The organism is Bacillus sp. FDAARGOS_527 (assembly GCF_003812125.1).
Classification (GTDB): Bacteria; Bacillota; Bacilli; order Bacillales; family Bacillaceae_G; genus Bacillus_A; species Bacillus_A paranthracis.
The window spans coordinates 253,738-278,829 of the sequence record NZ_CP033795.1 but is presented as its reverse complement, the minus strand read 5'-3'; the positions used below and the strand labels follow the sequence as shown (position 1 = coordinate 278,829).

The 25,092-nt window shown below is 35.8% G+C and carries 23 protein-coding genes and 1 pseudogene; 2 read left to right on the top strand and 22 right to left on the bottom strand.

What is annotated here, in order from left to right; genetic code table 11:
• Positions 1-22: 22 nt before the first annotated feature.
• Positions 23-175, bottom strand: a complete 153-nt coding sequence (locus tag EGX95_RS30185) for a hypothetical protein (RefSeq protein WP_000346669.1) — start codon at positions 173-175, stop codon at positions 23-25.
• Positions 176-349: 174 nt separating this feature from the next.
• Entirely contained in the window at positions 350-1,117 is a 768-nt protein-coding gene (locus EGX95_RS03685; RefSeq protein ID WP_000348463.1) for a TSUP family transporter, read from the bottom strand.
• A 109-nt stretch (positions 1,118-1,226) separates the two neighbouring features.
• Between EGX95_RS03685 and EGX95_RS03680 the strand changes: the two genes are divergently transcribed.
• On the top strand, positions 1,227-2,012 hold the full coding sequence (locus tag EGX95_RS03680; protein WP_000384631.1) for a TrmB family transcriptional regulator: 786 nt from the start codon (positions 1,227-1,229) through the stop codon (positions 2,010-2,012).
• Between the two features lie 88 nt (positions 2,013-2,100).
• On the opposite strand, the gene dnaB is transcribed toward EGX95_RS03680, so the two are convergent.
• The 8 genes and pseudogenes from dnaB to EGX95_RS03635 all read right to left on the bottom strand — a co-directional run bounded on the left by dnaB (position 2,101) and on the right by EGX95_RS03635 (position 8,262).
• On the bottom strand, positions 2,101-3,387 hold the full coding sequence (dnaB, locus tag EGX95_RS03675; protein WP_000027334.1) for a replicative DNA helicase: 1,287 nt from the start codon (positions 3,385-3,387) through the stop codon (positions 2,101-2,103).
• The gene (locus tag EGX95_RS03670) at positions 3,384-4,253 is read right to left on the bottom strand and encodes a DnaD domain-containing protein (RefSeq protein WP_063246572.1); all 870 of its coding nucleotides are present in this window, start codon (positions 4,251-4,253) and stop codon (positions 3,384-3,386) included. Before EGX95_RS03670 ends, dnaB begins: the two co-directional genes overlap by 4 nt.
• Positions 4,254-4,450: 197 nt before the next feature.
• Positions 4,451-4,777, bottom strand: coding sequence for a nucleoside triphosphate pyrophosphohydrolase (locus EGX95_RS03660; RefSeq protein ID WP_001143679.1), 327 nt, complete (start codon positions 4,775-4,777; stop codon positions 4,451-4,453).
• 52 nt (positions 4,778-4,829) lie between these two features.
• Positions 4,830-5,573, bottom strand: a complete 744-nt coding sequence (locus EGX95_RS03655; RefSeq protein ID WP_000312442.1) for a MerR family transcriptional regulator — start codon at positions 5,571-5,573, stop codon at positions 4,830-4,832.
• Between the two features lie 8 nt (positions 5,574-5,581).
• A complete protein-coding gene (locus EGX95_RS03650) occupies positions 5,582-5,833 on the bottom strand; it encodes a hypothetical protein (RefSeq protein ID WP_000808325.1) in 252 nt (83 codons plus the stop codon).
• A 3-nt stretch (positions 5,834-5,836) separates the two neighbouring features.
• The gene (locus EGX95_RS03645; RefSeq protein WP_000705661.1) at positions 5,837-6,175 is read right to left on the bottom strand and encodes a magnetosome magnetite crystal formation protein family; all 339 of its coding nucleotides are present in this window, start codon (positions 6,173-6,175) and stop codon (positions 5,837-5,839) included.
• Positions 6,176-6,287: 112 nt separating this feature from the next.
• Positions 6,288-6,629: pseudogene (locus tag EGX95_RS03640) on the bottom strand (tyrosine-type recombinase/integrase); the annotation flags it as partial.
• A gap of 325 nt (positions 6,630-6,954) precedes the next feature.
• Positions 6,955-8,262 carry a hypothetical protein gene (locus EGX95_RS03635; RefSeq protein WP_000443291.1) on the bottom strand — a complete coding sequence of 436 codons (1,308 nt, stop codon included), beginning with the start codon at positions 8,260-8,262 and terminating at the stop codon, positions 6,955-6,957.
• A 581-nt stretch (positions 8,263-8,843) separates the two neighbouring features.
• On the opposite strand from EGX95_RS03635, the gene EGX95_RS03630 reads away from it, so the two are divergent.
• On the top strand, positions 8,844-9,575 hold the full coding sequence (locus EGX95_RS03630; protein ID WP_001141936.1) for a M48 family metallopeptidase: 732 nt from the start codon (positions 8,844-8,846) through the stop codon (positions 9,573-9,575).
• A gap of 45 nt (positions 9,576-9,620) precedes the next feature.
• Here EGX95_RS03630 and EGX95_RS03625 read toward each other — a convergent pair whose 3' ends face one another.
• The 12 genes from EGX95_RS03625 to EGX95_RS03570 all read right to left on the bottom strand — a co-directional run bounded on the left by EGX95_RS03625 (position 9,621) and on the right by EGX95_RS03570 (position 24,924).
• Entirely contained in the window at positions 9,621-10,250 is a 630-nt protein-coding gene (locus EGX95_RS03625) for a type I restriction enzyme endonuclease domain-containing protein (protein WP_000355000.1), read from the bottom strand.
• 247 nt (positions 10,251-10,497) lie between these two features.
• Positions 10,498-10,770, bottom strand: coding sequence for a hypothetical protein (locus tag EGX95_RS03620; protein WP_000850455.1), 273 nt, complete (start codon positions 10,768-10,770; stop codon positions 10,498-10,500).
• A gap of 615 nt (positions 10,771-11,385) precedes the next feature.
• On the bottom strand, positions 11,386-12,381 hold the full coding sequence (locus tag EGX95_RS03615) for a PD-(D/E)XK nuclease family protein (RefSeq protein ID WP_001042632.1): 996 nt from the start codon (positions 12,379-12,381) through the stop codon (positions 11,386-11,388).
• Positions 12,382-12,398: 17 nt separating this feature from the next.
• Positions 12,399-14,849: a restriction endonuclease-like protein gene (locus EGX95_RS03610; protein WP_002080981.1), complete on the bottom strand. Its 2,451-nt coding sequence runs from the start codon at positions 14,847-14,849 to the stop codon at positions 12,399-12,401.
• On the bottom strand, positions 14,824-17,358 hold the full coding sequence (locus tag EGX95_RS03605; RefSeq protein WP_000893110.1) for an MrcB family domain-containing protein: 2,535 nt from the start codon (positions 17,356-17,358) through the stop codon (positions 14,824-14,826). Before EGX95_RS03605 ends, EGX95_RS03610 begins: the two co-directional genes overlap by 26 nt.
• Positions 17,359-17,457: 99 nt before the next feature.
• On the bottom strand, positions 17,458-18,663 hold the full coding sequence (locus EGX95_RS03600; protein ID WP_000582016.1) for a TerD family protein: 1,206 nt from the start codon (positions 18,661-18,663) through the stop codon (positions 17,458-17,460).
• 79 nt (positions 18,664-18,742) lie between these two features.
• Positions 18,743-20,509 carry a UvrD-helicase domain-containing protein gene (locus tag EGX95_RS03595; protein ID WP_000052105.1) on the bottom strand — a complete coding sequence of 589 codons (1,767 nt, stop codon included), beginning with the start codon at positions 20,507-20,509 and terminating at the stop codon, positions 18,743-18,745.
• A 245-nt stretch (positions 20,510-20,754) separates the two neighbouring features.
• Complete coding sequence (locus tag EGX95_RS03590; RefSeq protein WP_001129146.1) at positions 20,755-21,303, bottom strand: restriction endonuclease; 549 nt, start codon at positions 21,301-21,303, stop codon at positions 20,755-20,757.
• A 37-nt stretch (positions 21,304-21,340) separates the two neighbouring features.
• The gene (locus EGX95_RS03585) at positions 21,341-21,538 is read right to left on the bottom strand and encodes a hypothetical protein (RefSeq protein ID WP_000383011.1); all 198 of its coding nucleotides are present in this window, start codon (positions 21,536-21,538) and stop codon (positions 21,341-21,343) included.
• Positions 21,539-21,663: 125 nt separating this feature from the next.
• Positions 21,664-22,641 carry a tripartite tricarboxylate transporter substrate binding protein gene (locus EGX95_RS03580; protein ID WP_000746666.1) on the bottom strand — a complete coding sequence of 326 codons (978 nt, stop codon included), beginning with the start codon at positions 22,639-22,641 and terminating at the stop codon, positions 21,664-21,666.
• Positions 22,638-23,315 (bottom strand): response regulator, encoded by a 678-nt coding sequence (locus EGX95_RS03575; RefSeq protein WP_000921524.1) that lies wholly within the window; start codon positions 23,313-23,315, stop codon positions 22,638-22,640. Before EGX95_RS03575 ends, EGX95_RS03580 begins: the two co-directional genes overlap by 4 nt.
• A 19-nt stretch (positions 23,316-23,334) precedes the next feature.
• Complete coding sequence (locus tag EGX95_RS03570) at positions 23,335-24,924, bottom strand: ATP-binding protein (protein WP_000749637.1); 1,590 nt, start codon at positions 24,922-24,924, stop codon at positions 23,335-23,337.
• Positions 24,925-25,092 lie beyond the last annotated feature (168 nt).

Sequence of the window (25,092 nt, the reverse complement as noted above, 5' to 3'; positions counted from 1 at the left end):
GGGTAGTGGTTATTATACGTTATTATTTTTTGCGAACCCCACCCTTTTGCTTCCTACGGCGCGGAGTGGGTTTTTTGTTGTCCTTATCTAGAAGTTGCTTCCGCAAAAAATACGCTGAAACTTCGCATATAGTCGCTTTGACAAACTCTTTTACAAGGTCAAACAAAAAGTCCATATTATCCCCCCCTTTCCTTCCAAATAGAAAGAAGGGATAACCACCCACCCTCACAATACGCAGTTGACTTTATTTTATCAAATGATTGTAAAGATATTATGTAAATAAAACAAATGAAATTTTATATGAAAAAATATGAGTTTATATTATTTTCATTCTCTTCACTTAGATTACTTACTGCACATAGTCATACAGATTTTTCGCTAACAACAAACAAGTTACGGTAATGAAAAGGGCGCGAACATACCCGCTTCCTTTTTTTATAGCAAATCTGGATCCGGCGATTCCTCCAGCAATTTGAGCAATTCCCATTATGAATCCATACGCATAGTTTACTTGACCTACATACATAAACATGAACAATGCACCAACGTTACTTCCTAAATTAAGAAACTTCGCCGTACCTGCTGCTTTTAAAAAATCATACCCAATGAATAAAAGAGCAAACATTAAAAATGAACCTGTACCAGGACCTAGAAATCCATCATAAAAACCAATAACAAAAATAAAAAAGGTAAAAATAATGACGTGTCGACCAGACAATTTTTTATGAGTGGAAATACTTCCCCAATCCTTCTTGAATATCGTATAAATAGCGACTGCGCCAAGCATGATCAGCATCAATGGCTTCAGTACTTCTGGATTCATTAAATGAACGGTCCATGCCCCTATTATGGAACCTATGAAAGTGATTGGAAATAATCTTAAAGCCGATTTCAAATCAAGATTACCAGAACGATAAAACACAATATTACTAGTTGCACTCCCCATTGTTGATGCTAATTTATTCGTGGCTACTGCACTTGCTGGATTCAATCCTGTAAATAATAAAGCTGGTAAGGCGATCAATCCACCACCACCTACAACTGAATCAATAAATGCAGCCACAAACCCAAAAACAATCAAAATCATTAATACAGATGGGTCTAAATAAAAATCCATACTAGTAGCCTCCCCCTTAGTCACTATTGTAATAGTAACTATCAATTTGCTAAATGTAAAGAGTTATTGTAACGTTGAAATATAACAGCAAACATCGGAGGACAAAAAAGTGGACTACATAGTGCAACAGCTTAAAAAAATGGGTTTTAATGAATATGAAGCTAAATCTTATGTATCTCTTGTTAAACAGGGGCCTGTCACAGCCTACCAAGTGAGTAAAGATTCGGGTGTCCCTAGAGCGCGAATTTATGAGATTTTAGGTAACCTTGTAGAAAAAGGAATTGTCATGAAGGAAGAAATAAATGACACCACTCGCTATTCACCCCTACCCGTTGAAATCTTTTTACAGAAGGCTCAATCAGAATGGCAGTCTACTTATGAAGGAATTAGCGATTCATTAAAAAAACTAGAAACTTCCGAGGAAAAAACGGATAATCGAGTCATTACTTTAAAAGACAATCAAACAATCATTAGCTACTGTCAAACATTAATAAAAAAAGCAGAACGACGTATTGTCATTTCGATGTGGGATGAAATGTATGAAGCGTTAAAAGAGGACCTAGCTGAGGTAGCTGATAAAGTCACAGTACAAGGCATTACCTTGCATGTTGAAAATCCTATTAAAAATCTAGAAGCCCATCGTATAACAACTTATACAGAAACCCTCTCTACAGGGCATTGGTTTATTTTATCAATAGATTCTAAAGAAATGATTTATGGCCCATCACTTGAAGAGCGTAATATTGCTTTTTATACAGATGACCCCGTTCATATATACTTATTAGAGGATTATGTATGGCATGATGTTTTAGTGAATCGACTTGTCCGACGTAGCCAAGATGACTTGGAGCAATGGATTACTGCGGAGAGACGATCTTTCTTTATGGGGAAATAAGAAACATATTCAAAAAATAAAGCATAAGTGAATACAGTGGAAAACTTATGCTTTATTTTATATGCAAAGTAATACTCAAGTCTTTTCACTATTTCCCCTCCACAAACCGACCAAACTCCTTCATAAACCGCAGCTTAAAACTACCCACAGGCCCATTCCGATGCTTCGCCACATGAATCTCCGTCATCTCTTTCTGCTTCGTTTCCTTATCGTAATAATCTTCGCGATACATAAGCATAATGACATCCGCATCTTGCTCAATTTGTCCTGTCTCTCTTAAATCAGATAAAAGAGGGCGCTTATCTTGACGCGACTCTACTGAACGAGACAATTGCGATAATGCTACTACACAAACATTTAACTCACGTGCTAATAACTTAAGTTTACGAGAAATCTCACTAATCTCTTGAAAACGATTGCCCTTATGCTTCGGATCGCCCGTAATAAGCTGCAAATAATCTACAATAATTAAAATCTTTTTATCACCGTGCTTCCTCTTTAACTTACGAGTTTGCATCCAAATATCTTGCACCGTAACCCCTGCATTGTCGTAAATCTCAAGAGGTAACTCACCAATCTCCGCAAACGCCTTACTCACCCTTTCCCAGTCTTCCATCGCAAAACGGTGCTTCGGATTTTTGAGCCTACCTCCTGACACTTCACCTATGCAAGATGCCATCCTTTTTAACAATTGCTTACTACTCATCTCTAATGAAAACAATCCAACCGCCGCTCCAGACTTCGCCGCATGCAGTCCAACATTTAACGCAAACGCAGTCTTTCCCATAGAAGGACGCGCACCAAGAACAACAAAATCACCTTCCTGCAATCCGCACGTCATTTTATTTAGCGATGTATAACCAGTCTCAATACCAGTAATCTCTTTCGCATCTTGATGAAGCTCTTCATATAAATCAACTAGCGCATCCTTCAAATCAAACTCACATACACAGTCCTTCTCCTCTAACTCACAAAGTGCCGTAATCGTCTCACCAATAATTTTCTCATTCTTCTCCGCAATAAGACGCTCTCCCATCTTGTGCCCAAGAACACCAGCCTGATACATTTTCCAGGCACCTCGAACAAGCCCCTCATAATAAGAGAAGTTGCTAGTAGTAGGCACACCATCCATTAACCCTATAAAATACTCCATTCCCCCGATCCCCTTCAAAAACTTCGGATCCACTCTAGAAGTGAACGTCACAAGATCAATCGGTTGCCCCTCATCTTCCATCTTTCGCATTAACTGAAATATAGACTTATGCACCGGCATAGAAAAATACTGCTCCGTCAAACGGCACTCCTTAATAAGCTCTCCATCAAGTAATAGAGAGCCTAACACCGTCTTTTCCGCCTCCACATTTTGAATACTCATGGACGCCACCCGCGCTCCGCTAAAAAGCGCTGCAACTCTTCCTCAGACGGCGTATTCTTCTCCCACTCCTCACACCTCGCCAAAAACTCCTCCGTCTCCCCCGTACTAACAGACGACCCCTTCTTCCGGAAATTCGCAGCATCCGCCTCAACCTCAGACACTTTCGTAAACCCTTTCCCGTACCAACCACGCAAAATCCCCTTCACATAAGCCATCTTCCGATTTTTATTCTCATACGAAATTTGAAGAGCCTTCAGCACAAGCTCCTCTGACAAATCATTCATCCATGCATTCAATTCCTCCACCGTAAAAGGAGACAAACTACCAAAATGTTGCTCATAAAACGTGAACACCTTACTTCCCGTCTCTTCCTGAACAACCTCTTCTTCCTCTTCTTCCTCTGCCTCCTCACAAACTGGATCAACATCATCCACAGCCAAATCACCAGGCATACCGAAATGTGCTAAAAGCATCGGAACATTCAGCTCCTCCTCCACGCACTTCTGAAGAAACATATGTACAAACTCCTTATTCTTCACACCCTTCAGCTCACGAAGCACACACTTCTCCACATTCGTATTTGTTACCGGATTATAACGAAGCCAATTCAAAACGAATAACTCCCGCGTATCCGCATCATAAAGAATCTTTCCATAATCAACAAAGCGCTGCACAAGCTTATCAACAGTCTCCCGATTATAACCCGTCTCCATCTCAGCTAACCGCTTCGGAAAAGGAAAAATCCCGCATTGCGTCGTCTTCGAACAAGTTAATAAGTACACATAAAAATACCGCTCCTCCGGCGTCAAATCCAAAACAAAATCATCCTGCCAAAAATTCACCTGCACAGTACGATACACCGCCATCCCAATTCCTCCCGTCCTAATTCAAAAATGAAAATTTCCTCTTTGTACTATATATAGGAAGGAGGGCTGGGTTTTTGGCGTGTTATTTCAAAAATTTTTTCGACTCCTACTCCGGTGTTTGTTGGTGTTTTTGTTTTGTTATGTTTTTTCTTAGTGATTTATTACTTGGTAGGGGCTTGTAAGGGGCTTAGGAGGGGCTAGTTATCGGTTACTTCGATTAGGAAGATTCGATCTGAGAAGCCGCCTCTTTCTTCTGCTTTCTTTTTACGGATGTTGTTGATTTCTTCTAGTGTTGTGCCTTCGTGTTCGGCTAGGGCGTTTATTAGTTCTAGTAGATCGGATAGTTCTTCGAGTTTATGTTCCTTTGTTGTTGCTTCTAGATATTCGGTTAGTTCTTCTTCTGTTTTTTTGCAGATTTCTTTTATGTATTCTTCTTCGGGTAGAATTCTTGTTGTGGGTGTTTTTCCGTTGGATTTTATTATTTGTGGGATTTTGTTTCGGATTAGTTTGTTGTAGGTTGGCATGTGGGTTTCCTCCGTTTGGTTTTTCTTCTATTATAATGGAAAAGCAGTTTAACTAGTTGTTAAACTGCTTCATTGCTTCTTTTATATAGTTTTCTTCTTCAGTTGTGAAAAGGGTTGGGAATTCGGATAATGGAAAATTTGATTGTTTAATTATATCCTCTACATCACTTTGAGATGTATCCAGATAGTTCATTACCTCTTCTATTACATTGAAAAATTCCTTCAAGGTAACTTGAACGTCTTGATGACCCGGATCTTTCTCTCCTACCTTATATTTTTTCAACTTCCCTATCACATCCATAAATCGCTGTTCAAACTTTTCTTTTAGTTCCTTATTATTATAAAACGCTCGAACACTATCCGTTGAAAAGTGTTCCCCTAGCCATTCCTTATTTTCTTTCTCCCATATGAATGTTTGCAAAAATGAAGAAAACAAAGCGACATCCACTCGTTCTTCCCTTTGAAACTTCTTCGTCATCTCATCCATATGCGAAAGTACTTTCGTAATTCTTTCTTGCTCTGCCAAAAGCAATTCCCTTTGAAAATGCATTTGTCTTAAAAAATCTTCAATCTCTACATTCCGCTGTAATATAATATTTTGAATCTCCCCAAGCGAAAAACCGAGATGCTTAAACGATTGAATTTGCTGCAACACATACAGATCATCTTTCGTATATAACCGATGCCCACCTTCAGTATAATCGCTCGGCTTTAATAAATTAATCTTGTCATAATAACGAAGCGTCCGCACCGTAACATCCCCAACACTTGCAAACTCACTAATCATCCACGCCATATCATCACCTACTCCGATAACTTCTCTTTCACATACTGAAGCATATGAGAAAAACTCATCTCATTCTGCCTACAATATTGAAACAAACCTACGACAAGCAATACAAAAGGAACATTATCTCCATAACGTTTTTCATACTCACTAATACCATCATAAAAGCACTCATACTTTCTTTTTCGTAAAACAATATAAATCGCAATAAACAACACTGCAATCATAACCAAAAGTCGCTTTCCCCTTATCTCCACTTCTTGTTTCATCACCTATTCTCCTTCCACCGCATACTTATCTTCTTTAAATAACGGTATTCGAATGAAATAGCGATATGGTTCGTCGCGTATTACTTTCCACGCAACAAAAATCACTTGAACGACCTCAAAGGCAAACACAAGCCAAAACAAAACATCACTAACACGCGAACTAATATTAAATAGAAGAAAAATTAACAAATGAAAGTTGAAAGCCTTTCGGCAATGGTATTTGTACACCTCATTTTTCCGTGCCAGTGTAATGTACATGAGTAGTGGTGAAAAGATTCCTATTGCGGCTGAGAGTATTAGCATGATGATGGTGTTTCTTTTTTCTTTTGTGGTGATTTTCATGAGTAGTTTGGTCCCCCCTTTTTATTTTGTCTTCTTTAGGTTAGGGGGTGACGTTGGGGGAGGTGCAAGGGGATTATATATAAATTAGTAACACTAATATAGATAAAATTAGACCTTTACTCAGTTTTTCTTTCAATATGACTGCTCTATGCTTTTTTAGCTTTGCTACTGTTGATGTAGGCAATAGTATCTTTCTTAAACTTGATTTTGTTTTTCCTCCAAGCAAGAACGTCCTCCCGTCATGACTTAACGTTCGACTAATGGTTAAATGTCCCTTGTCTAAATCAACATCTTTCCATCGCAAGCCTAACAATTCGCCCTGTCTCATTCCATTTACAAGGGCCATATGAAAGATAATAGAATATCTACTATCATGCGCAGCTTTCAAGAACGATTATACTTTATGTTCATTCCACACAATGAATTCCAAATCTATTGTATGCTCAAGAGAGTTCCAATATCCTCTTGAGGCTGTGAACAAACGCTTTCCTTAACTGTAATTTAGATTTTCACCTAGTCTGCCAACTTACGTATTAAAATACTATTTCAAACAAAAAAGACAATGCACATGCATTGTCTTTTTTCATGCCCTAACAGGAATTCTGACTCCAGGCCGATAGCTTATAGCCATGTTTTGCGGTACTCAATCCTTGAGGCATCTAGTTTTTTCTTGATTATGTATATTGGTCACTTTTCACCATAATTAGACCCTCATAATGTCGTTAAGTAACTATTTATACATCGTAATTCTATATTTTCTCCTTATTATTAACAAATGACTATTTTGAATTTTGCAATTTCCATAAAAAGTAGTAGTTACTATTCTTTATATCATTTGGAGTTTGAAACATATCAATAGCTGAAGTTCCAGTTGTTCCTAAGAAGGTGAACAAACCTAAGGTTTGAAGGACTGTAGGTGACACAAATTGAGTAGTAAGACCTACTCCTAAAGCTACACCCGTGATAAGTGCACCACCTAAAGTTTTTTTAGTCGCTAATGATTTACTATTCCGCATCTTCCTGTTAAGATTTATTAATTCTGAAGCAATATTATCATTATAGAATTCTTGAATCATCTCTGATGTAATACTATCTTTCTCTTTTACAAATGATTGTATTGATTTCTTAAGAGTGATTTTATAATTTTCAAAAGCATCCTCTTCTGCTTCTTTGAGCCTAATTATGCTGTCAATAGATACATTTTCAACAATTGGAGTTTCAAGGTGTAGTTGCTGCATAACTGAATTATATTTACTATACTCATTTTGAATATTTACTTGACTTAAAAACTTGTCATGCGCATTCCTATCAGTGAGTAATGGAGTTCCTAAGTAACTCGAATTTGCATAGTGAAACTTTAACACTGATAATTCTTTCATAATCAGCTTTTTAACAAGGCCAATCTCCTTCAAAACCTCTCTGCCAACTTTTCCATCAGGGACGTTCTGTAATATTTTATCATTCCTGAATATCCCCTCATGGTCTAATAGGGATTGTGATTTATCTTCAATCTTTAAAAGCTTTCCACCCCTATAAAACCTAACTTCAGCTTCAAGATTATCCAAATAAAAGTCTGTCAGTTCCTCAATATACTCCTTAGTAAATATGTTATCAAATCCAGCTAATGATACAGAAGCACAGGTAGGACAAAGGTCTAGATGAAATAGTTCCAGTTTCCCCTTCTCAAAAGCACCTCTAAGTTCATTTATAACAATTAGATCATCAAAAAATCTTTGTTTCATTTGAGATTCATCTAATTTTCCCACTAGATGGTGATAAGAGTTAAAGTAATCTGGAATATAGGCTTTATTTGAATAAAGCACACTAAATGCTCCTGCTTTCTTTAAAGTATCTAAGCGACAAGACAAATTCCTGCAACCAAAATCACTACTCCCATTCAAAGAACCACCTAGATACAAATCAAACATATCTTCACGCTTCATCTGGTGGGATGTTGACGCCTTAACAGTTTCTGATAGCGATTCAGCAATATCTCCAATCTGAGATAGTGACATCTTCCCTACCTCTTCCCGTAGCCGTGTTTTAGAAAGATTGTGATAATCTATAACTTCAAAAAAGCTCTCCATGTTCAATTCCACCTTCTAGATAAATTCTACTTAACTAGAATTATATACCTTCCAATCCTCATATATCTATATTTTCTCCTAGATTTTTTATAGAATATTCAATATATATTTTTCTCTGTATTTTGAATATCATGCACCTCTACAATGACCAATGCTTCACTCTTTTAAAACAGCTATGTGAATTGTGGATAATCTATTTTTATATCAATGAATTCCTCTTCATATATGCTACATAGCCTTTCTCCTTCAGCACCTTTACTTACACCTCTAACTCTAGCCGCCGGGTAGAAATCTATTGTGACCGTATTCCATATTATTTCCTTCTATTAATTCTGTCGCTAAGTTATACCAAATTACAACTCCTATTTCTCATAATAGTCCCCATCTATATTTGAAAATCCCCCTCACCTTTTCACTCCTGATATAATACGCCATCCTCTCATAACCACCTATAACGCTCAATTATGCTGATGCATACAAGCATACAAAACAACACCTAGTAAAAATTACAATTGCAATTACAGTTGTCACAATGTGTTCCTATCCGTAAAATAATGATATGCATGGGAAGGAGTTATAATATGCCGACTTTTCAATATGGAACTACAGCTATTGAGTATGACATCGAATATGCCGACGATAAAAAAGACGTATCTATTATTGTTGAATGGATGGAAAGCACTCGACTCGTAGTCCCTACAGGTATTACCGACGAACAAATTGAGGATATTGTGCGAAAGAAAGCACCTACTATCTTCCAGAAGCTAAAAGAAGTGAATGAGATAACTGAGCCTCCTTTTCCAAAAAAATTTGTTAGCGGTGAAAAATTTGCTTATTTAGGACGAAACTATCGATTAAAAGTATATAGAGAAGAAGGTCTACAAAAAGTTCAGTTAAATTTTGTAAGAGGTAAATTCATCGCAACCGTTCCAGTGGGATTAGACGAAAAAGAGAAGAGACAACAATTGCTAGACTTGTTCAAAGCTCGGTATCTTGAACACGGTAAAGCGAAGGTACAGTCACGTTTAGAGCTGTATTGTGCTAAGATGGGCGTTACACTTAATGATGTGCAACTTAAGGAGCAGAGAATGCGTTGGGGTTCTTGTACATCTGAAGGTAACATTTATTTAAACTGGAGAATTATCATGTCACCAATGTCTATTATAGACTACGTACTCGTGCATGAATTGGCTCATTTAAGATATATGAATCACAGTAATGACTACTGGAACTTTGTGCGCTCTATCCTCCCCGACTATGAACAACGTAAAGATTGGTTACGTGTAAACGGACCTACTTTAACACTGGAATAGAAGGAAAGCCATCTCAAGAAAGATGGCTTATTTTCGTTACTGATGCTATTTCCTATAATGCACTGTTGCTAAGTCAATCAATTGCTGTGTTAGACTCTCCAATTTTTCTTTTGGACAAGGACTTACACGGAGCTGCTTCTTAATCTTCTTTCGCATTTCACGTTTCACATCTTCTTTAGTCGTCCATTCCACTATATCTACTTCCTGCTGAATGATGTCCGTTATAAGATGCGTTAATGCTTTCAAATCCTCTGCTTCATCATATTGCGGCATTTCTTTCTCCAGCATTTGATAAAATGGATATTGTTCACGGGTAAAGCCTTGTTCTTCACCTTTTTGGGCTGTATTTCGCATGTCATTCACCATATTACGATATTCTGCGAACAACTCGTCGATATTCATCTGGCGGTCTTTGCGTCGTTGAAGTAGTTCTTCAAGCCGTTCTTTTAAAGATGTATAGTAGACTGGATTCTCTTCCAACTTAACTCGTATTTCATGACGAATGGCATGTTCCATTTCAGCCGCTTTACCTTCTGGTGTCTTCGTTTCCTCTATCTGTTTTTCAAATCGATTCGAAAGAATATCAATTGACTCATGAACAACATTAATACCTACTGCCGCAAGATGCTCCTCTATAAGCTGCTTTACCTTTTCTCCGCAGTCACTAATATCCATCCCATCGGCTTGGTCGGCAGAGTGGTTCTTTTTCTTTCCTCAAGTTCTAACTGTAACAACCCTTTAGCAGACAATTCTAGAGGCTTCATTCTTCTCCTTGTAATGAGCAGAGAGTTGAATCTGTACTATCCCGTAAGTCATGTCCTGCTTCATAGAATCAAAGGTAACGATAAAAAAAAAGACCTCCCGAAGGAAGTCCATTTTTAATTATCTAGTGTTATTGGCGGTTCAAGTATTTGTTCTCCACTTACTTTTCCTTGATAGCTCTTAAAATTGAACCAGTTGCTATTAACATCGTACCTGCTACAAAGAATGACGCACTAAGTACAAAGAAACCTGTAAGTACATTTGTATTGATAATATAATTATACGCATCTCCGCCTACGTAGGCATATTTATTCGAATCGGTATATGTTTCAGAATTTTGATATCCTCCGAGTCTATCAAATCCTAAGAAAAGTAATACTGCTGAATGGATATAAAAGATAATTCCCCAAATTGTCCATTTTTTTGTTTTCACGATAATTCTCCTTTTTGTGTCTGTTATAAATCAATGAATTAATTAATTAATTAATTCATACAGTTTAATTGTTTTTATTGGGATGTAAATCATATTAATCTCGACTTTCTTAGCCCCAACATCTTTTCCTAGCTTATCAACTTCTGATGTTAATTAATTCTTATTATCAACAAGATTTAAAATCTCTTCGATTTCTGTCCTTCTATTGTCAAGTTTCTTTTTCAGCTTCCACGCTCTCATATTTCTTTCTCGGACACTCAACATTTCCATACCATGTGTCTGAACCAACCTATGCCTCTTCTCTCCACAAGTCCTCCTCTAATTGTGGAAATTATCCCTCCTCTACATCAAAAAAAGGAATGGGTCTCCTCATTCCCCTTACCATTATACAGACAGCTAAGCACATAATTTTGTGGTCACGAACTGGTCACATAGCTTGCAAAAATCACTGCTTTTTTAATAGAATTCCGTTTATACAAACCCGTAAAAACACCTTTAAATCAATGTTTCTCCAGTAGCTCAGCAGGGAGAGCGCCACCTTGAAAGGGTGGAGGTCATCATTTAAAATTTCATATCCCCGTTATTTACAATTTATCCGACTAATATTTATCTAATCTATTTCACAATTACATTTATCATTTTTAAAAATTTCTCTATTTCCCCTAAAACTTCCATCGTTCCCAAAATATCAATTCTCCCTTGTCCATCCTCCACTCTATAATCCCTCACCACAGCAACAGTCATATATCGCCCATTACCAAACCTAGGTTTCTCTACATTAAAAGAATAATTATGACTTCGTTCGATTAGCGCCTTACTCCACTTATCCCTAAGTTCTTTTCTTCTATCCTTATCAGCAACATGTATTTTAAAACATAAACGTCCTTCTTCTAACTGCAAATACTGCTTACAATTATTATCTTCTTGTTCATTCCACCATAAGGCATAGAATCCACCATTCGGATTAGCTACATATCCATATTGGCCTTCGATCCCACGTTGCTTTAACTCCTCATAAAATCCTTCCCAAGCTTCACCTTTCCATTCGCTTAATGGAAGTGTCTTATATGAATCATATTTTTGATCTATTTCTCTTAAATAAAAATAGTAGTCTAAAAATATTTGATCTTGAACTCCTCTATCTATATTCTCTTGTAAAAATTCAAGCATTTGTTTTCTTGTAAACAACATATACTTTGCATCAATTACCGCTGAGTAATCACTTTGATTACCTATTTTATAATAAATGGGCAACAGGTCATTTTCTTCATATTTTTTAAATTTCATTACATCTTCATAATAACGCTTCAATTGATTAGAATGTTCTTTTGTATACGTTTTATCTTCAATTAAAATAGCCTGATTACCGTTAATTTCAATGAGTATATCTAAACCTTTGAATTGTTTTGTAATCTTAATTTCTTTAATAGCGGCTGGAAAGTTCTTTTTATGTAAGTCATATATTCTTCTAATAAAATCTATACCAGCTTCATATAAGCATTCATCGGTTTCTTTATAGACTGGATTCGCCCACTCTGCTAGCCAACAAATAAAAGCATCTTGCGACAACTCACTTGTTCCATGTGAAAATAAATTTGGTCTCTTATTCATTATTTAATCCCCTTTTACTACTCCCTAACATTTAGTACCTCTAAAACCTCCCTAAACAACACCGATCCCCTCCCAATAACCAACTCCAAAGGAACTTCCTTAACTCGCCCATCTCTCCCCAACATAACAACCACATTCTCATAATCAACCCAAATCTGAACATCCTGCACATAATAACTCTTAATAGAAGATGCTTCATCTAAATTGCGATGATCCAGCTCAACCTTAACTTGCTTCGTAAAACGGCGCAGTGTTTTCCAAAGAGTTCGTTCTTCTTTTGATTTCATAAATAGTTCTGGGAGTTCTTGTACTTCTTTTAACAACGACATAGTTGTTATTGTATATGTTTGAATGCCATATCCTACTGGGCGGATGAGGTGGTCTAGTTTTTTCCATGGCTCTAGTTCGAAATGTACATAATCATCGTTTTGTTGCATTTGAATGTGTTTAATTTTGGCTACATATTGAATGCCACCTTTTTCTCCGTGCCATTTTTTCGGTGCATATAATGCTATGTACTTTGCTTCTTGCCATCCTGGTTTTAGTTGTGTAACTGGTAGCCGATATACGCCATTCTTTCTATATGTTTCATAGTCACTTTCAGTTTTCACACTGCCTACTAATACTTTTTCTTCTAATGAAGAGTGCCATTCTTCTTTTGTTCCTCTTGGAAGAATGCCTTCTCTTATAATTTCTTCTGGGCTTTTTTCAATGAGACGATCTAGAAATTGTTCTACTAATCTTGTCGCGTTTGGTAAGAACGGGAAGCCACCGATATTTACTTTTTCAATACTTTTATAAAATGGATGGGTCTCGTACACTTCCTCTTGGTTCCATGGGAATAATACGTATGCTCCGTAAGCTGTTCGTTCAAATGGTCCTTCTTCTTCTATTACTAGTGCGTCTCTGTAACGGTGCATTGTATTAATGTCTTCTTCCATTGGGCCAGGAGCGCCATACTTCCCTTTATAATGAGATATTTCAGCAAAATCAATTCGATATTTCGCATCAAAAATGTATTGGTATTGATAACTCTTTCCCTTTTTCTCTATAGCGAGCATCGTATCTGGCTTTTGTGTAACTGTTGGCAGTCGACCGTTTCTTTTTTGGAAGTAAAGTTCGATTGTCTCATCTGTTTCTGGATGCTTAAACGTTCTTTTGGCAGTTTTACTTTCATCAAGTGTTACGTATAAACCATCTTGCTTAACTTGAATAACATCTTGATGAAGCGGTATATATTTCTTTGATAAAATTTGTCCAAGTTTTAAATATGTCCAGTATTCATATAATCTAGCCACATCTTTTACTGACATTTTGAAAATTTGTCCTCGTAACGTTAAACCTCGCGATAGCATTAAGAAGATTTGATACGCATCTCTATAGCCTGCAGCCATTTGGATAACGAGTGAAAAAACTGAGCGATCTAATTTTCCGATTCCTCTCCAAAATGGATCGTTCAATTCATTTTTCATTCGATACTTCATATTTTTTACACGTTCTAATAAATCTTCATCCGTTACACCACTTGTATATCTAGACTTTGGCTCTAGCGCCTTAAGTAAATCATCTATTTTATGTACGACTCTTTGAATCATCCATTTAACAAATCGATTTTCCAGCGTATCATAAGAAACTTCCTTATAAGCTGTAATGCCTTTAGTCGGTATATTATTTTCTCCTTGCAGCAAGTGTGGTCGCTTTCGTAAATAATTCATTCCGACAGAATCCAATTTACGAATTTTTTCTCCTCGTACTAGTTGATGTCTAGTCATAAGCGTATGATGCGGTTGTCTTTTAATATGAGAGATTGACTTCATAAATCGCTCAAAGGAATCACTTAAAATACGATAAAATTCACTCTTCGATGGATTTGTAGCGTAAATTGCAGATGCTCCTAAATAAGTTCTCTTTAGTAAATGAAATGCTAAATTATAAATTTCATCATTTACTTCATCTAATAAAGCTCTGTAATCATCCTTATAATCAAGTTTTGTCGGGAAAACTTCAAATGTAACAGTTAATAAAGTATCTTGCTCGTCTTTAATTTCAAACGTTGTATTTCCTACTTCATTCGGAAACGAAAGATTCCCCATTAACACATGAAGTGATCCCATTTGAATAGAACTAACTTGTTTTCGAAATCCTGGATGTTCATGATAAAAAGAGAGCTGCTTGTTATTTTTCGGAACAACAACAAGCTGATAACTTCTATTTTCAAAAAAGATTGGCGGGTGTTCGTTCCCTTCATCTAACCTCTGCAATCTCGCATCAAATACAGATACAGATACAGATTCTACCTTCCCATCTACATGAAAATACATCATTTCATCCGCGTTCATAGCGTGATATTCTTTTAGACTCTCATATTTTTCATGATAAGGATTTCCTTTAATCGTCAATGATAGTTCCTCTGTTTCAATCTTAACTAGCTCTATCTCATTATTAGATCCAGAAAGAGGTGAAACCATCATACTCGAACCTCCTTAACATATGAGACAGCTTGTTAGCTGAACGAGGATACTTAGCATATGAAGCGTCATTATTGCCACTATCATATTCTTCATTTGCACATAATACATACAACTGCTTTAATACCTCTTCTGTTCGTCCATCGCTCCCTGCAAGACGCGGTAAAATCTTTTGATATATTTGATAATCAAGTGCTTCATCGAATGACAATAACTTTCCTTGTTCGTTATATGCCATATAGAAACAGATTTCATCTCGTATACGATACCCAACTTGAGCTCCAACTGTTTCAAGTGTTTTATTTACTTCTATTAAAATGTTCGATATATTTCTCACAAGATCTTCGTTTTCTTTAAAGCATTCTTTTAAATGAAGATACTTGGTCGCTAAAGAGCTATCAGAAACAATTTCAGCTTCCTTCTCTTCTACATCCATTAAGAAATTAAAATAATCTAAGTTAACGGTATTAAACTCAATTGTATTCGCACGATCTAATACTTTCTTACTTAACGGATGTGTCGTTTCATCCATATTTACCGTTCCGATAATATATACATTTGATGGAATCGTAATGTGCTTATTAGTAATCGATTCTGGAATAACTGGTGACGTAACAATTTTTCCATCTTTCCATTTACGACTTTCAATTACACTTAAGAAATCACTAAAGTAGTATTCCACTCGAGCTAAATTCATCTCGTCCAACACTACAAAATAAGGTCTATTTGGATTTGCATCTGCATTTTCAAGAACTTTAATTAACGGTCTTTCTTGAAACTCGCCTTGAAGGTTCACATAACCGAGTAAATCAGAGCTATCACTCCAATCAGGTCGAACCGGGATAAGTGTAAATTGTCCATTCTCTTCCGTTGCTCCTAAACTTTCCGCAAACCACTGAACAATTTTCGTTTTCCCTGTACCTGAAATACCTGATAAAATCACAAATGGCTTCGTCTTTAACGAAAGGAAGAAATTAACAAGATCATTTTTCTCATAAAAGAAACCTTTACTTTGAATATAAGAAGACACATGATCGATAATTGATTGTTGATCTAAATACACTTCTTTCCTTTCATAAATCATTTCATATTTCGTTCCTTCCTCTTTATAAGCTATGAACCCCTCATAATAGCGAAGCATTTCTTCTAGGTCCTCTACTAACTCTTTTTCACTTGGCATTTTATTAACATCGTACGCAATATAAGCCGCTGTTGAATTCGCATATCCTTTTGCTTTTGAGCTTGTTCCTAGGAAAATCTCATCATCTTTTTTCACCTTTTGGGACATATGTATTTGTTCACGAATCTCTTCTTTAATTTTTTGCATCTCTTCTTTAGTCGTTTCTGTCACACCTTGCGCCAGCGTTAAATATAATCGCTCCATATCTTCACTAAACAAATAAACGATATAATAACCTCTCTGCGTAGATGTCGTAATATCTTTATTCATAATCGCAAGCCATGGAACAGCAGCCCAATTCCCTTGTCCCACTGACCCTGTAACAACATACTGACTATGATCAATAAATGGTAATCTCGTTATTTCCGTTGTCATTTCATTCCTAACAAACGATCCCATTTTATGCCCCGCAAATCTTTCTGTTCTTGCCTGTAAATACTCATTCAGAACCGTTAAAAACTTTTCACGCAAATTACTGTCCATACTACCGCCCTTTTCTCCATCGTCTTTTGCATATTGTTCAACAGGAATCCATTCACCATTAATTAGCCCTACTTGTTCAAGCCAATCTAGTAAGTTACCGGTACGCCTCTTCGCTACCGATTCAACCATTAGATTATCACCTAAAGAATTTCGAACAATCGTCATTCCCAAACCTACTAAAGCTTCTTTCTTTTCATCCTTTGAATACTTCTCTAACAATCCAAGAACAAATAAAGCATGACGGAAATATTCCTGCCTTAAAACTAGCTGTGCTATATAAGCATTCTTATCTTCCGATTGAACATATTCATTTAATAAAAGCTGATTCATTTCATGAGATTCATTCAAAAATCCCAATAATCTCAAATCTTGGCGTGCATTCGATTTTACTCTATATAAATTCTCATCCGTTTGTTCACGTAACGTACTTGGATTATATGTACCATTCATTATCTCTTCTAAAAAGAGCATGACTTTATCATATTTTTCACTTGGTAGGTTATCGGTTTTGAATTCTTTAAATGTAATAGCTCCTGATTCCATTACATTCACAAATGGCAGCTGTGAAAAGAAGGCTAATAAGAAAGCATTACATTCACTCACTTGTCCGAAATCTTTACTCTTTACCGTACGCATAGCGATAATCTTTCCCCAAGCATTCTTAAGAAGCTCAAAACTCACGTTAAAATAAGATGGTTCTTCTTTTGCATATTGTCCACTTGAAGTTTTAGTTTGAACATCTAATCCTTTATCATCCTTGTTTATAATCCAATAAGTTTTATCACCTTTTATATCTTCAACCTGCTTCGTTGTTTTAGCTAATTCAATTATGAGTTGCTCCAACATTTTCATCCCCACCGTTACAATTAATTACAATTACTACTATTTTACCAAACTATGTATAAAAGAAAAATCATACAATTTAATGTATGATTTTCTACTCTACTATTTAAAATACTTCTGATAATCCTCTTCATTTTTAAATTCAATCGGCCCAACATCCATTCGGAATTTTCCATTCTCGTACAATAGTGGTGAAGCCTCTGAATGGTCTTTTGAGTAACTTTCTACGTGTGAAATTTTCATCTCATTTGAATTGGTGAAATCAATATGAGCAATGCACACCCAATAAGCATGGTCATTTATTTCTAATAACGGTGCTGTTACAACGCTTCCCATATGATTATCGACAACAGCTTTTGCTCTCATAGAATAAAAACTTCCTACACCATTTCCAACAGCACTATACGCAGCAAATAAAACATATTTTAAAGCTTCTGGTCGATAAATACGAATTGTTTCTTTTCCTGGTTGTTGCGAATCACCATCCAGCACAATATACGGCGACACTTTAGACGAACCTAGATTTTTATAATAAACCTTTCCTATCTCTCCATTCGTTGTTACGTAAAAACAATATAAGTCTAAATCTTTATTTGTTTCCCACTCTAAAGTAGCTGTTACCATTTTAGATTTTTGTATATTGATAGATTGTTTTTTCTTCAATTCAACCTTCACTGCGTTAATAGTTTTTTGTACTGGAGGCTTAGTAGGAACTATTTTCTTCTCTACAGGAGGAGTAAATTGTTTTTCATCTTCTGCGATTTCTATTCCAAAATTTGTACACAATGCAGCTAACCCTCCAAAATAGCCAGCTCCAATAGGATTGAACTTCCATCCTCCTCCATGTCGATATAGCTCTCCAACAATAATGGCACTTTCATCTGTAAATGGATATGTAATAGGAAAATGAATAATTTCTAAACCTGATTGTGCGTTACTTATTTTCAATTGAATATGGGAAACATCTCGTAACGCCTGTTTCTTCTCTTCCGCATTATGAATTGTAATCGAAAAGACAATCTTTTGTACCTCATCTTTTATATGAGTAAAATCTATCGAAAATCTTTGTTTACTTCCATTTGTTTCATTTTGATTCAATTGAACAGATCGACAACTAGAATAAGGTTGTCCATAGAAAACGAAATCTTCTTCTTTAGTAATTTTCCTATTAAACCCTACTAAAAAAGCTGATGCATCTACATCCATATTCATCGGGGCATTCCAAGTTAAATCTACCAGTAAACCTCTAATCTCCGGATGATTATTAGTAACGTCTATCTTTTGTCCCCTTACTAAAGTATGTATCATCATAATTCCCCCGTCCTACACCTTTAATGTTTTAACATTCAGTTCAATTATACTCCTCTTTAGATTTTCAAGGATACCCTCAAGATATTTCGTTCCTTAATACTTGTCCAAAGGACGGTTTATCATAACTTCCAGCATGAATGTATAAATGCTCAGATGATCTTGTCATGCCTACATATAATAGCTTACGTAGTTTAATATCATTTTGTTCGATCTGCATTCTCTCAAACTTGTCTACATCAACTAAAAATACAATTGGTGCCTCAAGACCTTTTGATGAATGATATGTCGTTATAATTAAATGTCCTTCAGTAATATTTTTTGTAACTTTTACTTTTTGACGTATTTCATGATTTAGTTTTTCCTGTATACTCTCACAATCTTTTCGCTCTCTACATAAAATCAATATATCTTCTGGCTTATAGCCCTCGCGCTTAATAAGCTCGTAAACTTTATTACTAATATCTTCATATGATCCTTCAATAAAACTAACTCCATCTTTCATTTCGTTCTCAAAAGATAGTTCACTCATTGGACAATAAAATTTATTTACTTCCTCTTCCAATTTCTTTTCTTGTTTCAAGAAATTAAGGGCTAAATCTATATGTTGACTACCGGCACGATAAGATTTCTTTAATAAAGAACTTCTCCCGCGCATATCAATACCTAAGCTCTTCCAACTATGATCTGAGTTATTATAAATGCTCTGTAGTCTATCTCCTGCTAAAAATAAATTTATCCCAGTAACAGTTTCCTTTTGATTATTAACATAAGTATGTTCTTTACAAGACTTCACACATAATCGAATCCAATCATCTAGAAAGTCTTGGTATTCGTCCACTAAAACAGCATCATATGATGATTGCGCTCGCTGTATAGCTACTTCCGGCAATTCTTCATTCCACCACTTCACTGTATTTTTTGGGGGTACACATATACTTGCTGTATCTAGCGCAAATTTATGAAAAGTGCTAACGTCTATATTCTCCAAGCGCACATTCATAAAGGCAAGATCAGCTGCTAAGGAATTCAATTTGTTTTCAATTTTTGTTTTTAACGACCTATTATACGTTAATATTTTTATTTTCCATTCTGGATGTTCACGTACTAGATGAATTGCACGAGCTAGCAATAAAACTGTTTTTCCACTACCTGGAACTCCAGTTACCATATAGTGTCCGTACGGTACACGCTTCGCGAAACGCTCTTGCTCTGCATCTAGTGCTGTAATTAATTCTTTTGTACTGATTTGATTATCGCTACAACTAACCTTAATTTCTGGAAATAATAGTGTTCGTATTGCAATAATTTCATCTTCTTCTACAAAACTAAATTCATTTTTAAATAATTGATTTATATTTACTGCACTTAACATGTCAGATGAAATACACTGCGCTGGTGGCTGATTAAATACTTGATCTAATCCACTCTCTTCAATCTTATTAGAATGAAGATACGGAAATATAACGTTAGTATGTAATTTAAACTTTAATTCATTCCGTTCATTTTTTAAAACATCTTGCAAACTAAATAATCTCTGTGCTGCAGTATGATATAAGTTAGCTTTACAAAACGGATTATCTACCAGTTTCCCATCTGCTAAATTTATTTTTCTTCTATCCGCTCTACTAATGTAAGAAAGTTCCCAATCCTTCACTTCAAAGATTGTTACACCTCTTTGTGAATCAATTAAAATAAAATCTGGTTCTAAATGTCTAATTCTTGGCTGAATATATAAATACGCTTCTCTTTGCACATCTTTATATAAAGACCGAACCTTTTCAAGTACTTTTCTCTCACCTGGAGTTAAGCTCGGCAAATCATTCGGTATAATATGTAAACTCACAAGAATCCCCTCTTTTTTAATATTATGTGCGTTTTACATTTATATAAATTAAATATAAATATATATAAATAAATAATTTATAATAATAAAAAATGATCAAAAGTTCTCTTTTATTATTACACGCCATTCTAATTTTAAATTATATACTAAAATATAAGTTTTCTGGATTATTTTTCTATATCCAAAACAAAAAGACACTTTTCATAGTGCCTTTTCCATAAGTCTATACCTAACCTTTTGTATCACTAATTTCTCTTTTCTCGTTTGCCCTGACTAATTAACTTAATAAGTTTCTCTCGATTAATTAATACAACTCGATTCACTTTAGCGAGTTTGTATGCTGCAGCTGTAAATTCACTATTTGTAACAACCCATGTTTCATCAGCTTTATAAAATTCTTTTGCACCAACAATCTCCTGAACAGATTTAATTCCAACGTTATTCTTATAGCGTTTTGCCTGTACAATAATTCTTCTATCATTTTTTCTCAAAATTAAATCTGCACCAAAATCGTTAGATGCTCTAGTAACCTCTGTTTTATAACCCAAAGCCTGAAATAGACGTCCTAAATATTTTTCAAACTGGTGTCCGCTCATTTTATCGATATCATAAATTCCTGATTGCCGAAGTTCTCTTAGCTTTTTTACATTCACATACATATATAATAATATAATTGCTGCCGATACCATTATTATCGGTACTAAAAATTCCGGTTTCCACAACACCCCGAAAAACGTCATAACTAGTAAAGATCCCAATATCGATTCATCTTGCTTTTTCTTTCGCTTAGCCATCTTAACTCCTTTTCACTCATAAACCATAATAATTACTTTAATAACCTATATAAAATATCCCACCTAAAATAACTAATGCTATAGCACCTTTAATGATAGGTAGCATATCATCTGGTATATAAGATCTAATAATTACTAGCAAGGTACATACAACAAATACGACACCAAGGAGTATCCACCCGTCCCAAAGTACTTCTTTTAGTGATTTTGGTAACTCTATATTATTAACATCCATTTTATTTCCCTTTCTATCTTAACTTATAAAATTATAATAACGTATTATTTTTATAAAGGGAAATTTTTATATAAATGTATATACTAAGAGTGATATCGATATTTTATAAGTACAAAGCACTAAAATTACTTATCTCCTCTATCTCCACCAACCATCCCCCCATACCACCCACTACTCTCCTCCAAAAACCCCCTCGTCTCCCCACTCCCCTTATAAAAACTCTCCCAACCCCGCTCCCTCAAAATCCCCTTCCAACTATCACTCTCAACCATCTTCTTAATAATGCTATCCCAATAAGCAACCTCTTCCTCCGTCATATCTTTTGGGCCCATAATTCCTTTCCAGTGCTGGAATATGACGTTGATTCCTTGTTCTTTCCATGTTGGGATTTCTGGTAGTCGATCTAGTCGTTTTGGTGCGGATACGGCTAGTATTTTTATTTTGCCGGATTTGTATTGTTTTTCGGCTTCAGATAGGGTCATGGTTGCGGCGTTTATTTGTTTGTTCGTTAGGGCGTTTATGATTTTTTCTTTGTTTTCGTAGACGAAGAATTGTAGTTCGGCTGGGTTTATGCCGAAGGCTTTGCTTACTTGTACGAAGGATAGGTGATCGTCGTTTCCTAAGCCTGGGGCAACTCCGATGTTGAAGTTTTTCTTGTTTTGTTTTAGTTGTTCCATTAGTTCGTTTGCGTTTTCTATGTTTGAGTCTTTTGATACGACAACGACTTCCCAGTCTGATGCTAGTAGCGCGAGCGGCGTGAAGTCTTTATATGTTAGTTTACTGTGGCCTAGTAGGTTGTTCGTTATGAGTAAGCTTGAGTTAATCGCCAGCACGTGACCGCCTTTTTGTTTCGTATATTTCCATCCGACGTCACCACTGCCACCTACTTTGTTTGTGACTGTGATTGGTTTTGTGAAGATTTTTTCTTCTGCGAGCGTTTTTTGCATCGCCCGCGCTGTTAAGTCCCAGCCTGCCCCTTGAACGTTCGGTGCAACGATTTCTAATTTGTCGATGTTCACTTTATTCGTATGGGATTTTTCTGAGGAACAACCAACTATTACTCCTGTCATGATCCATATACATAGTAATAATCGTTTTTTCATAGCCCTCGTCCTATTCGATATTTTCGTTCTGGTCGTCCAATTATTCCGTATGTGTATTCTACTGTGCACTCGTTTGTCGCCACTAAGTATTCTAAATATCTTCTTGCGGTTGTTCTGGAGGCCCCCATTTGCTCCCCCATTTCTTCTATTGTAATGCCCTCGTCGAACCCTTTTATAATTCCTTTCACTTTTTGCAGTGTTAACGGATCGACACCTGTTGGTAAGTTTTTTATGTCTTGTGTTTGTGAAGTGCCAAAAAAGTTATCAATGATTGCTTGATTTACTTCATTGCTACTATGTAATAGTTGCTTCTTTCTTTTATAGTCTTCAATTGTGCGAACGAACTTTTCTAATGTGACCGGTTTTATAAGGTAGTTGCTTACGCCGTTTCGAATTGCTTTTTCTAGCATATGGTTTTCATTCGCCGCAGTAACCATAATGACATCAACGTTTGGAAAGTCAGCATGGATTTTCGGCAATAAGTCTGTTCCAATTCCATCTGGTAAATAATTATCTAATAAAAGCAAATCGATTTCTTCCCTTTGTAGTAGTTCCATCGTTTCTTTTGCGTTTAATGCTTTTCCGATCACTTTTACGTCCTTTATTTTTAATAAAAACTCTTCCTGAATTTGCGCTACGCGGAAATCATCTTCTGCAATTGCAACCTTCAACATATGCCCATCCCCCTGTTTGTCATGTACTTTCTTTCAATGTTTTCGGAAGGTAAATTGTAAAAATAGCTCCCCCATTTTTCTCATTTTGAATTTCAATTGTTCCTTCTAGTACATCTACCATTTCTTTCACATTTGCTAGTCCGTAACCACGATTGTTTCCTTTCGTTGAAAATCCTTTTTGAAAAATGGTCGTGATTTTTTCAGCTGGTATTCCTACTCCGCTATCTATCACTTCAAACACAATATCGTGCCCAATATCCGTAACGAAGAAGGAAACATTCTTTTCCTCTCGTTCACTCACCGCATCAAATGCATTGTCGATTATGTTTCCAAGTATCGTAATAAGGTGCGAAACTTTTATATGGTCTGGTAACGGATGAAGTGCACTATCTCCTTCAATATGAAAATCAATTTTCTTCTCAGACGCTGTTCCGATTTTTCCTAATAAAATAGCTTGTACTTTCGCATCGTGAATTTGATGGAATAAAATATGGTTTTGGCTTTGATGAATATTAGATTCTTGTTGAATAAATTCAATCGCTTCTTTGTAATGCCCTAATTGCAATAATCCCGATAAGACGAAAAGCTTATTTGTAAACTCATGCGTTTGAGCACGCAAGTCCTCTGAATACTTTCTTACCTCAGATATTGTATTCACTAAATTTTGCAGTTCAGTTTTATCTCTAAAACTACATACAACGCCTACCGTATTATTATTTTCGAGTATTGGTGTCATGTTTAAAATAAACACTTTATCTTGAAACGCGATTTCTTGATCGTTTTCTAGCACTCTCCCCATATTAAAATTAGGTAAAACTTTTGAAATGTGCTGCTGCATATAATCACCATTTACATGAAGCATTTCCTCTGCTGATGTGTTCATCATCGTAATAAAACCATTTTGATCAATAGCAATAATTCCTTCTTTTATAGATAGTAATATTGCACTTCGTTCCCGGTATAGCGCTGCGATTTCATTCGGCTCTAAACCGAGTGTATCTTTACGAATACTACGTGCTAAAAGAATGCCACCAACAATTCCAGCTAGTAATACAGCTAAAGAAAAGAGTATAATTTCTTTCGTTCTGCTCAATATGTTAGATTCAATGCCTTTTATTAAAAACTCCACTGTCACAACACCTACTACTTGATCATAGTCTCCGTTATGAACAATAATGGGTGCTTTCGCCATTAAAGCCAGACCACTTACACCATTTCCTTCGAGCGTATAATAACCGCCAAAAGTAAGTGCTTCATAGTTATATGGATTGTTACTCTTTGTTCCAATCAACTCAGAATTAGAATGTGAATACATAACCCCAGAGCGATCTTCTACAATGACAGTATCTGCACCAGCTTGCTCACGAACTTGTTCCGCAATAGATTGAATGGTACTTTTATGCTCATTATTTTGAAAAGCTTCTTTTATAGCTGGCATAAAAGATAGAGATTTAGCTGTTTGCAGTGCTAACTGCTCCACTTGGCGCTTCGTATCAACGGACTGAATGTAAACAAATATTCCTGCTAATAGGAGAACAACAAATAAAATTAACGCGATAATTAAGCTTACTATTTTCGTTTGTAATGACACTTTGCGTGATTTCTTCATACCCCATACCCTTTGATAAAATATTCGAAACTATCAATCTCCTTTTTCTATTATTATGACAAAACGAATAATGAAGCAACCATTAAAACTCTCCATGTACATAAAGTACAAAAAGAATAAAATTGTCATAATATTGAGATTTTATTCCGTAGACAGTACAATTCAACT

Excerpts from the sequence above, each read along its gene's own strand:
- EGX95_RS30185 (WP_000346669.1), bottom strand. The coding sequence starts at position 175 with ATGGACTTTTTGTTTGACCTTGTAAAAGAGTTTGTCAAAGCGACTATA.
- EGX95_RS03685 (WP_000348463.1), bottom strand. The coding sequence starts at position 1,117 with ATGGATTTTTATTTAGACCCATCTGTATTAATGATTTTGATTGTTTTT.
- dnaB (WP_000027334.1), bottom strand. The coding sequence starts at position 3,387 with ATGAGTATTCAAAATGTGGAGGCGGAAAAGACGGTGTTAGGCTCTCTA.
- EGX95_RS03670 (WP_063246572.1), bottom strand. The coding sequence starts at position 4,253 with ATGGCGGTGTATCGTACTGTGCAGGTGAATTTTTGGCAGGATGATTTT.
- EGX95_RS03660 (WP_001143679.1), bottom strand. The coding sequence starts at position 4,777 with ATGCCAACCTACAACAAACTAATCCGAAACAAAATCCCACAAATAATA.
- EGX95_RS03655 (WP_000312442.1), bottom strand. The coding sequence starts at position 5,573 with ATGGCGTGGATGATTAGTGAGTTTGCAAGTGTTGGGGATGTTACGGTG.
- EGX95_RS03650 (WP_000808325.1), bottom strand. The coding sequence starts at position 5,833 with ATGAAACAAGAAGTGGAGATAAGGGGAAAGCGACTTTTGGTTATGATT.
- EGX95_RS03645 (WP_000705661.1), bottom strand. The coding sequence starts at position 6,175 with ATGAAAATCACCACAAAAGAAAAAAGAAACACCATCATCATGCTAATA.
- EGX95_RS03635 (WP_000443291.1), bottom strand. The coding sequence starts at position 8,262 with ATGGAGAGCTTTTTTGAAGTTATAGATTATCACAATCTTTCTAAAACA.
- EGX95_RS03630 (WP_001141936.1), top strand. The coding sequence starts at position 8,844 with ATGCCGACTTTTCAATATGGAACTACAGCTATTGAGTATGACATCGAA.
- EGX95_RS03625 (WP_000355000.1), bottom strand. The coding sequence starts at position 10,250 with ATGGATATTAGTGACTGCGGAGAAAAGGTAAAGCAGCTTATAGAGGAG.
- EGX95_RS03615 (WP_001042632.1), bottom strand. The coding sequence starts at position 12,381 with ATGAATAAGAGACCAAATTTATTTTCACATGGAACAAGTGAGTTGTCG.
- EGX95_RS03610 (WP_002080981.1), bottom strand. The coding sequence starts at position 14,849 with ATGGTTTCACCTCTTTCTGGATCTAATAATGAGATAGAGCTAGTTAAG.
- EGX95_RS03605 (WP_000893110.1), bottom strand. The coding sequence starts at position 17,358 with ATGTTGGAGCAACTCATAATTGAATTAGCTAAAACAACGAAGCAGGTT.
- EGX95_RS03600 (WP_000582016.1), bottom strand. The coding sequence starts at position 18,663 with ATGATACATACTTTAGTAAGGGGACAAAAGATAGACGTTACTAATAAT.
- EGX95_RS03590 (WP_001129146.1), bottom strand. The coding sequence starts at position 21,303 with ATGGCTAAGCGAAAGAAAAAGCAAGATGAATCGATATTGGGATCTTTA.
- EGX95_RS03585 (WP_000383011.1), bottom strand. The coding sequence starts at position 21,538 with ATGGATGTTAATAATATAGAGTTACCAAAATCACTAAAAGAAGTACTT.
- EGX95_RS03580 (WP_000746666.1), bottom strand. The coding sequence starts at position 22,641 with ATGAAAAAACGATTATTACTATGTATATGGATCATGACAGGAGTAATA.
- EGX95_RS03575 (WP_000921524.1), bottom strand. The coding sequence starts at position 23,315 with ATGTTGAAGGTTGCAATTGCAGAAGATGATTTCCGCGTAGCGCAAATT.
- EGX95_RS03570 (WP_000749637.1), bottom strand. The coding sequence starts at position 24,924 with ATGAAGAAATCACGCAAAGTGTCATTACAAACGAAAATAGTAAGCTTA.